A 14,362-nucleotide genomic window follows, 5' to 3' on the forward strand; every position below is an offset into this window, starting at 1 on the left:
TCTCTAATTTGCTAATTCACAAATTTGCTAATTTCTAAATTATTCGTATTTTTGCCGATTGAAAGGGCTCTTATACCCTCTCTATTAATGTAATAATCCATAGAAAAATGAGTTGCAATACTTGCACACACAATACGAACAATAGCTGTAATACAAACTGCGGAGCGCGAAGCTTTGGCACTGCCAAATTATCAGTTTTTGATTGGCTGGCAAATACCCAACTCCTTGGCGGACAAGAGTATTTTGATTGCGTCGAGGTGCGCTTCAAAAATAGCCGCAAAGAGTATTTCCGCAATGTTGATAAATTGCCCCTCCAAATGGGTGATGTAGTAGCCACCGAAGCCCCTTCAGGACACGATGTAGGAGTCGTAACCCTTACAGGTGAATTGGTGCGCTCACAAATGAAAAAACGCAAAATCGATTGGGAAGGCGATATACCTCGAGTGTATCGCAAAGCTAATCAGCACGATATCGATGTATGGCAACAGTCACGCGCCAAAGAAATAGAAGTCCAAAAACAATCGCGTGAATTAGCAATTGCCTTAGGTTTAGAGATGAAAATCTCCGATGTAGAATTCCAAGGCGACGGCTCTAAAGCAACATTCTACTACACAGCCGAGGGGCGTGTCGATTTCCGCCAGCTCATCAAGGATATGGCAAAAGCCTTTTCTGTGCGTATAGAAATGCGACAAATAGGTTTCCGCCAAGAGGCAGCCCGCTTAGGTGGAATAGGTTCTTGCGGTCGTGAACTCTGCTGCTCTACTTGGCTTACCGATTTCAGAAGCGTTTCCACTTCAGCAGCACGATACCAGCAATTGTCACTCAACCCTCAAAAACTTGCAGGCCAGTGCGGTAAACTCAAATGCTGCTTGAACTTCGAACTCGATACCTATCTCGATGCTCTGCAAGATTTCCCCCGCACCGATGTAAAACTCCACACACAGCGCGGTATGGCATCGTGCCAAAAAATAGACATCTTCAAACGCCTAATGTGGTTCACTTACGACGAAAATCCTATCACTTGGCACAAACTCTCAGTAGATAGCGTAAAAGAAATTATCGAACTCAATAAAGAGGGAGAACCTATTGAAGAGTTAGAAGAGTATGCTATCGTTACTGATTTGTCTTCACGTAAAAGCACTTCAGCTTATGAAGGTATTGAACTCGCTCCAGTAGAAGAAGATAGTATCACCCGTTTCGATGCCCCTAAACGCAAAAAGAACAAGCATAACAACAAAAAAGCGAGCAATAATAACAGTAAGCCTCAGCGAGATAACAAAACCCAACAAGCACAATCCCAACCCCAAGGGCAGTCTAACAAAAAGAAACAATCGCTCAAGCCTAAAAATAACGGCAATAATAACAATCCTAATGCTAATAACAACCCTAATACCGCTAAGAAAAAATCCAATAATAAAAATAACAAACCCAAAGCCTCTAATGCCGATAAACCTAAAAATGAGAACGCTTAGTGTATTACTCCTATGGCTAACCCTCGTGTCTTGCCATAGTAATGTGGAATACAGCCAATATGTGTCTTTGCCTAATGGTTGGACTAAAAACGAACCTGTAACCTTTCTTTTAGAAGCAAACGATACGTTGGCTAAAAAAAACTTGTTCATAATGTTGCGTAACGATGAGCATTACGAGTTTAGCAATATCTATTTGATTGCCAAAATGGAAGTGCCCAATAGCGATAAGGTAATTGTCGATACGTTGCAATACGAAATGGCAACCCCCGAAGGTAAATGGTTGGGAGATGGCTATTCAGCAGTGAAAGAAAGCAAATTGTGGTACAAAGAACAATTCGTTTTCCCTGCTAAAGGTAAGTACAACATCAAAATAGAACAAGCAATGCGCAAAATAGGTGATGATGAAGGAATACCAATACTCAAAGGAATCACCGAAGTGGGGCTACGCGAAGAAACTAATAAATAATTGCCTAATACAAAAGAGTTTTATATAGTCTCAATTTCGTGTAAATTCGTGAAATTCGTAGGAGACTTAAAAAATAATAAACTATGAAAAAAGCAAACAGCACAAACAGCAACAACAACAGCCGCAAACCTAAAAAAGGACTCAGCACAGTCGTGAGATGGTTTTGGTATATCTTTATAGCGGGCGTGGTAGGAGTGATATTACTCTTTACTTCAGCTTCTTTAGGCTTGTTGGGCGAAATGCCCGACTTCCAACACTTGGAAAATCCCGAAACCAATTTGGCTACCGAAATCGTTACCGCCGATGGTAAATCGTTAGGAAAATTCTATTTAGATGAAAACCGTACGCCTATCCGCTTTAAAGATTTACCTAAACACTTAGTCGATGCCCTCGTCGCCACCGAAGACGAACGTTTCTATGAACACTCAGGAATCGACGTGCGTGGTACGTTGCGGGCAATGGTCTATTTTGGCAGAAAAGGAGGTGCTTCCACCATCTCACAACAATTGGCAAAACAGCTTTTTCATAAAGAAAAAACCAGAGGTTTAGCACGTTATACTCAAAAAATAAAAGAATGGGTGATCGCTACACGCCTTGAAAAACAATATACTAAAGAAGAGATATTAGCAATGTACTTCAATATCTACGACTTCAATAACAATGCCGATGGTATCCGTTCGGCTGCTAAAATCTACTTCGATAAAGAACCTAAAAACCTCAAAATAGAAGAAGGCGCAATGCTTGTAGGGATGTTTAAAAACTCTGCTCTCTACAATCCTGTGAAAAATAAAGAAGGAGTAACTAACCGTCGCAATGTGGTACTCGCCCAAATGGCTAAGAACAACTACATTACCCAAGAACAAAAAGATTCCTTGCAAAAGTTGCCATTGAAAATCAAGTTTACCCCCGAAAGTCATAACGACGGGATGGCAACCTACTTCCGTGAGTACCTGCGTTCTTATATGAAAACCTGGATAGACCAAAACCCTAAACCCGATGGTACTAAACACAACCTCTATCTCGACGGATTGAAAGTCTATACAACCATCGACTCTAAGATGCAGGCTTATGCCGAGGCTGCTGTGAAAGCTCATATGAAACAACTACAAAAAGCCTTCGACGCCGAGAATAACCCTAAGAAAAATGCTACCTATCCTTTTGTAAAAGTCTCTAAAGAAGAGTATAAAAACCTAATGGAACGCGCAATGAAAAACTCTAATCGCTGGATACACCTTAAGTATTTAGGCTATTCCGAAAAGGAAATCCGCGAGTCGTTTGATAAAAAAGTAGAGATGCGTGTCTTCAGTTGGAAAGGTGAAAAAGATACCATTATGACCCCACGTGACTCTATATTGTATTATAAAGCTTATTTGCGTACAGGTATGATGTCTATGGAACCTCAAACAGGACACATAAAAGCGTGGGTAGGAGGTATCAACTACAAGCATTTCCAATACGACCAAGTGATACAAGGTGCTCGCCAAACGGGCTCTACCTTCAAACCTTTTGTATATGCCACCGCTATCGACCAATTGCACTATTCTCCTTGTATGGAACTCCCTGATATCCCAACGTGTGTAGAAGCTCATAAGTACGGCAATGTGCAAGCGTGGTGCCCACGTAACTCTACAGGTAATTTCACAGGTAAAATGATGACCCTCAAATACGCTTTGGCAAACTCAGTAAACTCTATTACTGTAAACCTGATGGATAAAGTAGGCCCTATACCCGTGATCAATTTGGTGAAAAAACTCGGCATCACTTCCAATATGCCCGAAATGCCTTCTATCGCCTTAGGTACCGCCGATGCAACTGTCTTCCAAATGGTAGGGGCTTATGGTACTTTCGCCAATGAAGGGGTATATGTAAAACCTGTGTTGGTAACGCGTATAGAAGATAAGAACGGTACAGTACTTTTTGAAAACACCCCTGAAACTCACGATGTAGTAAGTGCTGAAGTAGCTCGTGCTGTTGTAAACTTGATGGAAGGGGTTACACGCTATGGTTCAGGAGCGCGCTTGCGTACCAAAGGTGCAGAAACTTATAATACCATTTACAAAAATGTAATGACAGGATATCCTTATCAATTTACGAACCCTATTGCAGGTAAAACAGGTACCACTCAAAATAATAGCGATGGTTGGTTTATCGGTATGGTGCCTAATCTTGTTACCGGTGTTTGGGTAGGAGGTGAAGACCGCGCGGTACACTTCCGTACTACTGCCTACGGTCAAGGGGCTACAATGGCACTCCCCATATTCGGCTATTATATGAAAAAATGCTATGCCGATAAAGATTTGAACGTTTCTAAAGGCGCTTTTCCTGCCCCTCAAAATAAAGAAATTCCTATAGATTGCAATAAAGAAAAAGAAGGAGATACTGAAGACCCTGAAATCGATTTTTAAAGTTTCTTGAGCGAATATTTGTCTCTTTGTAATATTTTTAGTAGTTTTGTCGCCCTTATTGTAATAAACTAAAAAACGCACTTACATTATTAAGAATATGAAATTTAAAAAATATACACTCACTACCCTCGCCTGTTTGCTCTTAGGTAGTATGCCAATACAGGCGCAAAACTCTCAAAAAGACACAATAAATAGAAATCCTAAACGCGAAGGATTACACAAGTTTAACGATAATCCCAACATAAAAAAATACGATGAAAAATGGCTGAAAGAACTGTCTAATTCCGATTTGTTCTTTCAAATGAGCGAAGATGTAGCCGCAACCCCTACTGATGTAGATTACAGTGAGTTGCCTACTGAAGTACTCAAAGAGCGCTTGCGTAAACTGAATGAAAAAACACCTTTCAACGTGGAGTATAACCCTATATTAGAACAGGTGATCAAATCGTTTTTGAAAAATCGCCGCTCTTCCTTAGAACGCCTGATGAGCCTCAGTGATTACTATTTTCCAATGTTCGAACAGGAAATGAGTAACCAAAAAATTCCTCTTGAAATGAAATACCTCGCCATTATTGAATCAGCCTTAAATCCTAAAGCCCGCTCTCGCGCTGGGGCTACAGGCTTGTGGCAATTTATGTATGCTACAGGTAAAAGCTATGGCTTAGAGGTAAATAACTATGTCGATGAACGCAGCGACCCCGTTCGTTCTACTAAGGCCGCTGCAAAATACTTAAACGAACTCTATAAAATATTTGGCGACTGGGATTTAGCTCTCGCTGCCTATAATTCAGGACCTGGCAATGTCACTAAAGCTATACGCCGATCTAACGGAAAGACTAACTATTGGAATTTGCGCCCCTATCTTCCTCGTGAAACAGCGGGTTATGTGCCTGCTTTCTTGGCAACACTCTATATTTTTGAATATGCTAAAGAACACGGCTTCAAACCTCAAAAACGCGCCAATCATCTCTTCCAAACTGATACCATTCGTGTAAAACAAGCCATTCCTTTCAAGGATATAGCCGAAATTACAGGTATGGATGTACAAGATATTCAGTTTTTTAACCCTTCTTACCAATTAGATGTAGTGCCTTATGTAGAAGGGCGCAACTATGCGGTGCGCTTGCCTATTTCAGAGATAGGTAAATTCGTATCCAATGAACAAGCCATCTACAACTATCTAAACGAACAAAAAGCTCAACGTGAACAAGTTCTTCCTGAAGTAACCAAAGGCGAACAATACGCAGGAGGTAAATCTACTAAAAAAACAGTTTATACGGTGAAAAAAGGCGATAACTTAGGTAAAATTGCTAGTCGCCACGGCGTGACAATCAATAATATCAAACGCTGGAACCGAATGAAAAGTAATAAAGTACGCGTGGGACAACGACTTTCTATATACAAGTAATATAGAAGTTAGAAATAACAGTTAGATAGTATGAAGAGAAGAGCTTTATTAAAATTATTGGGGCTTTTTTCGGTAGTGCGTGGCTACAATATCGCGATGGTTTGTGTAGCTCAGTACTTAGCCTCTATCTTCGTGCTCTCCAAAAAACCTTGGCGTGAAGTCCTTGCCGATACACACTTGTTGATGCTCGTCATAGCAGGAGCTTTGGCTATCGCTGGAGGGTATATTATCAATGGTTTTTACGACAAAGATAAAGATTTGATTAATAAACCTACCCAAACGATGATCAACCACTTAGTGAGTCAGAATACCAAACTTACCCTCTATTTTTTGCTCAATTTTCTCTCAGTAATAGTAGCTAGTTATGTGTCGTTTAGAGCAGTGATTTTCTTTTCAGGTTATATCTTCACAATGTGGCTTTATTCACACCGTATCAAAAAACTATTGCTTTGGGGCAACCTCACTTCAGCAAGTTTAGCTATTATCCCCTTTTTTGCAATATTTGTGTATTATCGCAATTTCGAAACCGTGATTTTCGCCCATGCTATACTCATCTTTCTGTTAATGCTCACCAAAGAGTTTATCAAAGATTTGCAAAACATCAAAGGAGATCTCACTCACAACTATGCTACAATTCCCGTGGTCTATGGTGAGAGTTTTGCTAAAAAACTCATCACCTTGAACGTATTGCTCTGCTTTCTGCCTATCTATTGGCTACTTCATAGTTTCCTCATATTCAAACTGACGTACTTTCTCTACTTCACAATGCTTTATTTATTGTTTTTTGTAGCCTTTCTTTGGAAAAGCCAAACCCAACCTCAATACAGAGCCTTACACAATATGCTTAGAGTGATTCTCGTAATGGGAGTCTTTAGTGTAATATTAGTAAAGCAAATCAAAGGTTAAAAAAATACATCTCGTACTTTACACTTTTCGTCGATAAAATCAGCCTTTCTGTCGATATTATTTGCCTAAATCCTCTCTTCATCTTACCTTTGCACCATAAATTTTAAAACAGTGCATTTGTCTCATTTGCTAAACTTTAACAAAAGATTAACGCCATCCCACACTTGCCTATAACTATTTTTGAAGTATTTTTGCCAATAACCCTCACCCTCCAACTCCATCTACCTCACCCGACTTGTCAGCCCCGTCCGACTTGTCCTAACACTAACAACTAATAATTAAAGTATAATGAATAAAATCTTTTTAACAGCAACAACCGCTATCGCATTGGTAGCTTGTAATAATGGAAATCAACAGCAACAACAATCAAATGGACCTGAGGCTTATCCTGTGATTGTAGTAGGGGAGCAAAATACGGTTTCTCAACTCTCTTATCCAGTAAATATTGAAGGTATTGTAAACAGCTCCGTGCAGGCCAAGATTTCTGGTTATATCACCAAAGTATTAGTAGACGAAGGTCAGGCAGTAACCCAAGGGCAACCCTTGTTTCAGCTGGAAACACAAACCCTTAACCAGTCGGCAGCCTCAGCCAAAGCAGCTGTAGATGCGGCTAAGGTTGAGGTAGATAAATTAGTGCCTTTGGTAGAAAAAAATATCGTGAGCCCCGTGCAATTAGCAACTGCCAAAGCCAACTTGCAACGCGCTCAAGCTGCCTACAACGAGGTGGCGAGTAATATTGGTTTTGCGGTAGTGAAAGCACCTGTAAATGGAGTAGTAGGAGCAATCAACTTCCGCGAAGGTGCTTTAGTAACTGCCAATAATACCGTACTCACTACCGTTTCTGATGTGAAAGAGGTATATGCTTATTTTTCAATGAACGAAAAAGAATACCTCGACTTTTTAGCTAACACCGAAGGCAAAACTACTGCCGAAAAACTCAAAAACCTGCCTGAGGCTTCTTTGGTATTGGCTAACGGAAAAGAATATGCCGAGAAAGGTAAAATTCAAGCAGTAACCGGACAAATCGACCCCTCTACAGGTAGCATACAGTTCCGCGCTACTTTCCCTAACCCTAACAAATTGCTCACTAATGGCAATAGTGGAACGATTAAAATACCTCAAAATTTCAATAATTCACTTGTAATTCCTGAGGTAGCCACTTTTGAACAACAAGGAAAAGTATTTGTATATCGCGTAGCCGAAAAAGATACCTTGCGACAAACCGTCATCACACTTAAAAACCGCGCCGATAACTATGCAGTTGTAGAAAGCGGACTCAAAAAAGGTGATACCATCCTCGCTCAAGGTCTCAATAAAGTACGTACGGGTACCGTGATCAAACCTCAACCCATTTCAATGGACAGCCTCGTAAAGAAAATACAACCCATCTTTTAGTGAAAAGTTGCCCCTCGTCATTCGTAACTCGTAACTCGTCGTTCGTAACTCGTCATTCGTCATTCGTCATTCGTCACTCGTCATTCGTAACTTGTTATTATGAAATATTTGTTGTTATTACTCTTTTCTCTGCCTCTCACAGCACAAGTTAAGGAATCCCAAGGCGGAGGCATAAAGGATATAGGGAGAATTCCTAACGAGCCACCTCTTTATCTCATTGATGGAAAGAAATTGAGTAGATGGAGCTTGAAGACTAAAAAGCTACAACCCGAAGATATAGCCGAAATCTTGGTGTTTTTTAGAGAAGAAGCTAAAAATCTTTTTGGCAGTAGTGCAAAATATGGAGCGGTATATATCATCACTAAGGACACTTTTCGGAAAGCAGAAGCTCTTGTCAATAATCCTCCCAATAAACAACTCAACAGAAAAGAGCAACATTATAGAGAAATTGGAGAATTCTATCAAACGTATCGCCTTATAGTGGTTTCAGGGAAAGTTACTGATAAAGAAGGCAATCCTCTGGCTAATATCAAAGTGCGTAACAACGATAGGGGGACTCGAACCTTCACCGATAGCATAGGCAATTACACTATCAATGCCCACCGCTGGGATGCGATACAACCTGAAAATATAGAGGATTGTTATCTCGTCGTAAAAGAAGCAAGAGAACAAAGCCATAACTTTGTACAACACTCTCCTATTGAAAGCAGGAACAACGACCCAAGAGCCTCTACACCTTCTATAAGTTTGAAAACGCCTTGCGACAAGTTGTTTGTTCTCGACGGATTGCCTATAGAAAAAAAGGAAGAGTTTCTCAAAAAAATACGACGGAAGAAAATAGAGGAAATAATAGAAATAGATGGACAATTAGGAGTTCCTTTGTATGGTGCAGAGGGCGTGTATGGCGTAATCATTGTAAACACTAAAAAATAAAAGTTATGACCCGAATTACTATATTTCTATTCTTTTTTACGCTTTCGGCTATGGCGCAAATTACTATAACAGGCAAAGTTACCGACTATAAAGGGAAGCCTCTTGCTAATATTCCTGTAAGAACAGATGTAATTACTTATACAAAAGACGGGTATTATGCAGCTAATGAGGTAAAAACAGATGCCAATGGTATGTATAAGATACAAGCAAAACAGTGGGATACAATCCACTTTGACAATATGGACTGTTATATTGTGTTTAAAGACACATCTCACCAAGTATACAACCATACTATGGATAGAACCTATAGGAATAGTAATATTTGTATTGAATATACTTATCTTTGTGGAATCCTTTTTATACGTAATGATAAGATAGTTGAAGAAAAAGATAGAGAAGCATTCAAAGAAGAACTCCGAAGCGGACAGTTTTACAAGTATTCTGTAATGGAGAAGCAAGAGTTATTTGAGCAATATGGCTATCTCAGTCAATATGGATTAGTAGCTTATACCAAGGATTACTATAACCAACATAAAAAGAATAAGAGTAAGAAGAAATAAAATATTTTTGATATGACCCGACTTACTATAATTCTATTCTCTTTTACACTTTCATCAGCCCCGTCTGCCTTGTCTGCCCCGTCTGAACCCCTAACCCCTAACAACTAATATGTACAGAATTATTTATAAATCAGTTGCTATAGTAACTATAGCCCTTACCCTTACCGCTTGTGCAGGTCGCAAAACTTACGAGCGTCCCAATGTCGTGAATGAAAAACTTTTCCGTACGGACAATATCCCTACGGATAGTCTTAGCAGTGCCAATGTCTCTTGGCGTAACATCTTCACCGATGCCACTCTCCAACAGCACATCAGCAAGGCGCTTTCTAATAATCTCGATGTGCGTGTAGCAATGCAAAGTGTAGTTTCAGCACAAGCCTACCTCAAGCAAAGTAAGGCTGCTTTTATTCCTACCCTCTCAGTAGGGGCAAACTACACCCGTAGCACCAGCTCTATCAATGCAGCGGGAGGTCTGGGAGAACGTACTTATAACAACCTATTTGATATCACAGGTAGCGCTTCGTGGGAAGCCGATATTTGGGGCAAACTCTCCGCCCAAAAACGCGCCTCCTATGCCTCTTATTTAGCAACGGTCGAAGCTCAAAAAGCAGTGCAGTCCGAAGTGGTAGCAACTTTAGCGACAGCTTATTACCAATTGTTGATGCTTGACGAACAGAAAAAAGTACTCGAACAAACAATTGAGTTCCGCACCAAAAGTTTAGAAACTACCAAACAACTCAAAAATGCAGGTTCTACTACCGAAGTAGCGACCAAGCAAATCGAAGCACTTGTGTACAACGCACAAGCACAACTTATTACAATCAACAATAGTATATGGGCATTAGAGAATACGATATGTGTACTCCTCGGTGAAGAACCTCATCACATAGAGCGAAGCACCCTTGCCGAACAACAATTTCCTACTGAATTTCGTCAGGGATATGCTGTAAGTTTGCTCGAAAATCGTCCTGATGTGGCACGTGCCGAACTCAACTTGCGCAACGCTTTCGAACTCACTAATGTAGCCCGCGCTGCTTTCTATCCTACCCTCACCCTCAGCGCTCGTGGTGGTATCAGCAGTACTGAACTCGACACTTGGTTTTCAGCCAAATCGATGTTTGCTAACTTTATAGCGGGATTGGCGCAACCTATCCTCAATCGCCGACAAATACGCACCCAGTACGAAGTGCAAAAAGCGGCTCAAGAAACCGCTTTGCTCAACTTCAAAAAGGCAATTCTTTCAGCAGGCAAAGAAGTCTCCGATGCAATGCACCAATTCAACTCTCAAGACGAGTTTATCCAACTCAAAACTAAAGAGATGGAAGCCTATCAAAAAGCAACTGATTTCTCTAAACAACTCTTTGATAGCGGTATGGTGAATTATTTGGAGGTGATCACTGCCGAAGTAAACCGCCTCAATGCCGAGCTTAGTGTAGCCAACGCACAATTCACTCGTATGCAGTATGGTATCACCCTGTATAAAGCCCTCGGAGGTGGCTGGAAATAATTGGCAAATTAGTAAATTAGCAAATTAAAAAGAAGAATCTATAACTTAAACTTATGATAAAAAGTTTTATAAACAGACCGGTACTATCAACGGTAATTTCTATTCTGATAGTAATTTTAGGGATTTTAGGGATTGTATCCTTACCTATTTCCCAATACCCCGATATTGCCCCTGTAACGGTACAGGTATCGGCTAACTATGCAGGTGCCAATGCCGAAACAGTGCTTAAAGCAGTGGTGATTCCCTTAGAAGAACAAATCAATGGGGTTGAAAATATGGATTATATTACCTCATCGGCTTCTAATAGTGGTTCAGCAAATATTACTGTGTATTTCAAACAAGGCACCAATGGTGATATTGCAGCAGTAAACGTGCAAAATGCAGTGTCGCGTGCGAACTCTATTTTGCCATCGGAGGTAACCCAATCGGGGGTAACGGTGCGCAAGCAGAGTTCAGGTAACCTGATGTTCCTCACTTTCTTTTCTGAAAATAAAGAGTTAGACGATGTGTTCTTGCAAAACTACTTGAGCATCAATGTGATTCCTGCGATCAAACGTATCAGTGGGGTAGGGGATGCCAGTGCTTTTGGAGGTAAAACCTATTCTATGCGTATTTGGTTAAATCCGCAAAAACTCCAAGCCTATGGGCTCAACCCTACCGAGGTAACTGCTGCAATTTCAGCTCAGAGTAGAGAAGCAGCTGCGGGTACTTTGGGGCAAAACAGCGGTAGTAGCTATGAATATGTAATTAAATATAAAGGAAAATACACTCAAGTATCTGAATACGAGAATATAGTGCTTAAAGCCTTAGATGGCGGACGTGTACTTCGCCTCAAAGATGTGGCTACGGTAGAACTCGATGCCTTGGGATATACAGGATTTTCTGAAAGTAAAGGTCGTCCTGCGGTGGCTATGGGTATTTCCCAAACCCCAGGCTCTAATGCTCACGAAATTATCCAAAATATCGAAAAACTCTTAGAGGAGCTAAAACCTTCTTTCCCTGAAGGGATTACTTATACGATCAACTACAACGCCAATACGTTCTTAGATGCTGCCATTTCTAAAGTGGTGTCTACCCTCTTGGAGGCTTTCTTGTTGGTGTTCTTGGTGGTGTATATTTTCTTGCAAGACTTCCGCTCTACGCTCATTCCTGCTATTGCGGTGCCAGTGTCTATCGTGGGTACTTTCTTCTTCTTGAACCTCTTTGGTTATTCTATCAATATGCTCACCCTCTTTGCCTTGGTATTGGCTATCGGTATAGTGGTGGATGATGCGATAGTCGTCGTCGAGGCAGTACACGCCAAGATGGAGCAAACTCACGAGAAAGCGAAACCCGCTACCATTTCGGCTATGAACGAGATTACAGGAGCGATTATTTCTATCACTTTGGTAATGGCAGCAGTGTTCGTACCGGTAACCTTTATGGGCGGTACTACGGGGGTGTTCTACAAACAATTTGGGGTAACTCTGATTGTAGCGATTGTCATTTCAGCAATCAATGCGCTCACCCTCAGTCCGGTACTTTGCTCGCTCTTCCTCAAACCTCACGGTGATAAAGAATACGAAGAAAAATCGTGGTTTGGCAAGTTCTTCCACAAGTTTAATGTAGCTTTCAATGCAGCAACTTATAAATACGGACAAACTTTTACTTTCTTCCTTCGCCACAAATGGGTAACCTTAGTGCTTTTACTCTTAGCAGGAGGTGGTATCTATTTTGCCAATAAAAGTATGAAATCGGGCTTTGTGCCCAGTGAAGACCAAGGGTTTGTGATGATGGATGTGTCTATGATTCCTGGGGCATCTATGGAACGTGTCGCCAATATTATGCGTGAAGTAAACGAAAGTCTTTCCAATATCCCAGGGGTGGAAAATGTTACCTTTGTAACGGGGCGTGGTATGATTTCGGGCGAAGGTAGTAACAATGGTATGGGCTTCTTCAAGCTGAAACCTTTCGAACAGCGTTCTAAACTCCCTGGTCAAGACATTCAGTCAATTATCAATAATGCCTTTCGTGCAGTAGCTAATGTTAAAGATGCCAATGTGATTTTCTTCCAACCGCCTTCAGTACCTGGTTTTGGTATAGGTGGTGGGGTATCGTTTGTGCTCTTGGATAAATCCGGAAGTGATATCAGTGAGGTGAACAAAAATGCACAACAATTTTTAGGTGCTTTGATGCAACGCCCTGAAATAAAATTTGCTCAAACCTCTTTCAATGTAAATTATCCACAATACCAAATGGATATCAATGTAGAGCGCGCTATGCAATCGGGTATTACGGTGAGTACGATTCTTTCTACCTTGCAGAACTATATAGGTGGTTTTTACGCTACCGACTTTACCCTTTACGGAAAGCAATACCGCGTAATGGTACAATCGTTGCCCGAAGCGCGTAAAGACCTCAATAGCCTCAACAACTTGTTCGTAAAAACAGGTAGTGGCACAATGGCGCCTATTACCGAGTTCGTAACGCTCACACGTACCTTTGGACCTCAATCGCTCAGCCGTTATAATTTATTTACTTCGGTATCTATTTCGGCTCAGAACAACCCTGCCTATAGTACGGGTGATGCCCTAAAAGCAGTACAGGAGGTAGCAGCCCAAACCCTTAATGCTAATTATAGTATCGATTATACAGGTTTAACACGTGAAGAACAAACCGCAGGCTCACAAACCATACTCATTTTTTTGCTCAGCTTGGTATTCACTTATTTTATCCTTTCAGCACAATATGAGAGTTACTTATTGCCATTATCAGTGCTCTTCTCATTGCCTTTTGGTATCTTTGGAGCTTATTTAGGACAGTGGCTTTTCGGCTTGGAAAACAATATCTATTTCCAAATCTCTCTTATTATGCTAATGGGACTCTTGGCGAAGAACGCAATTCTAATTGTAGAATTTGCTGTACAGCGCCGCCGTATGGGTGAGAGTCTCTCTAAAGCAGCCATCAATGCTGCTATGGCGCGTTTGCGTCCTATCTTGATGACCTCCTTTGCCTTTATCGTTGGTTTGATGCCATTGGTATTTGCCTCAGGAGTAGGTGCCGAAGGTAACCGTTCAGTAGCTACAGGAGCTGCGGTAGGGCAGTTGATAGGTACTTTCTTTGGATTGATAGTCATACCCGTACTCTTTGTTGTTTTCCAAGATTTGCAAGAGCGCATAAGTGGTTATCGCCACAAATCCGACGAAATATTCGTGACCCCAACTGATGAATATTAGTCCAAAAAACACTTTATTTTTTAACAAAAACAGAATGTTTTTCTAAATTAAATGTAAAAGAAAAGTTAAAAAAAAGAGATTAGAGCGTTTTTGTA

The 14,362-nt window shown here is 40.9% G+C and carries 10 protein-coding genes; all 10 read left to right on the forward strand.

Annotated elements, in window-relative coordinates; genetic code table 11:
- The first annotated feature begins 107 nt into the window (after positions 1–107).
- The 10 genes from JMN12_RS04840 (at position 108) to JMN12_RS04885 (ending at position 14,267) form a co-directional block, all read left to right on the forward strand.
- Complete coding sequence (locus tag JMN12_RS04840; RefSeq protein ID WP_203081916.1) at positions 108–1,472, forward strand: stage 0 sporulation family protein; 1,365 nt, start codon at positions 108–110, stop codon at positions 1,470–1,472.
- The gene (locus tag JMN12_RS04845) at positions 1,459–1,938 is read left to right on the forward strand and encodes a gliding motility lipoprotein GldH (RefSeq protein ID WP_009750813.1); all 480 of its coding nucleotides are present in this window, start codon (positions 1,459–1,461) and stop codon (positions 1,936–1,938) included. Before JMN12_RS04840 ends, JMN12_RS04845 begins: the two co-directional genes overlap by 14 nt.
- Positions 1,939–2,021: 83 nt before the next feature.
- Entirely contained in the window at positions 2,022–4,343 is a 2,322-nt protein-coding gene (locus JMN12_RS04850; protein WP_203081915.1) for a penicillin-binding protein 1A, read from the forward strand.
- 97 nt (positions 4,344–4,440) lie between these two features.
- Positions 4,441–5,751 carry a lytic transglycosylase domain-containing protein gene (locus JMN12_RS04855; RefSeq protein WP_203081914.1) on the forward strand — a complete coding sequence of 437 codons (1,311 nt, stop codon included), beginning with the start codon at positions 4,441–4,443 and terminating at the stop codon, positions 5,749–5,751.
- 30 nt (positions 5,752–5,781) lie between these two features.
- The gene (locus tag JMN12_RS04860; protein WP_203081913.1) at positions 5,782–6,657 is read left to right on the forward strand and encodes a geranylgeranylglycerol-phosphate geranylgeranyltransferase; all 876 of its coding nucleotides are present in this window, start codon (positions 5,782–5,784) and stop codon (positions 6,655–6,657) included.
- A gap of 288 nt (positions 6,658–6,945) precedes the next feature.
- Entirely contained in the window at positions 6,946–8,052 is a 1,107-nt protein-coding gene (locus tag JMN12_RS04865) for an efflux RND transporter periplasmic adaptor subunit (protein ID WP_203081912.1), read from the forward strand.
- A 99-nt stretch (positions 8,053–8,151) separates the two neighbouring features.
- Complete coding sequence (locus tag JMN12_RS04870) at positions 8,152–8,985, forward strand: carboxypeptidase-like regulatory domain-containing protein (RefSeq protein WP_203137597.1); 834 nt, start codon at positions 8,152–8,154, stop codon at positions 8,983–8,985.
- A 5-nt stretch (positions 8,986–8,990) separates the two neighbouring features.
- The gene (locus tag JMN12_RS04875) at positions 8,991–9,545 is read left to right on the forward strand and encodes a hypothetical protein (protein ID WP_203137599.1); all 555 of its coding nucleotides are present in this window, start codon (positions 8,991–8,993) and stop codon (positions 9,543–9,545) included.
- 109 nt (positions 9,546–9,654) lie between these two features.
- A complete protein-coding gene (locus tag JMN12_RS04880) occupies positions 9,655–11,052 on the forward strand; it encodes an efflux transporter outer membrane subunit (RefSeq protein ID WP_203081909.1) in 1,398 nt (465 codons plus the stop codon).
- A gap of 53 nt (positions 11,053–11,105) precedes the next feature.
- A complete protein-coding gene (locus JMN12_RS04885; protein ID WP_203137601.1) occupies positions 11,106–14,267 on the forward strand; it encodes an efflux RND transporter permease subunit in 3,162 nt (1,053 codons plus the stop codon).
- The last annotated feature ends 95 nt before the right edge of the window (positions 14,268–14,362 follow it).

The sequence above is a fragment of the Capnocytophaga genosp. AHN8471 genome (assembly GCF_016806945.1).
Taxonomy (GTDB): domain Bacteria; phylum Bacteroidota; class Bacteroidia; order Flavobacteriales; family Flavobacteriaceae; genus Capnocytophaga; species Capnocytophaga periodontitidis.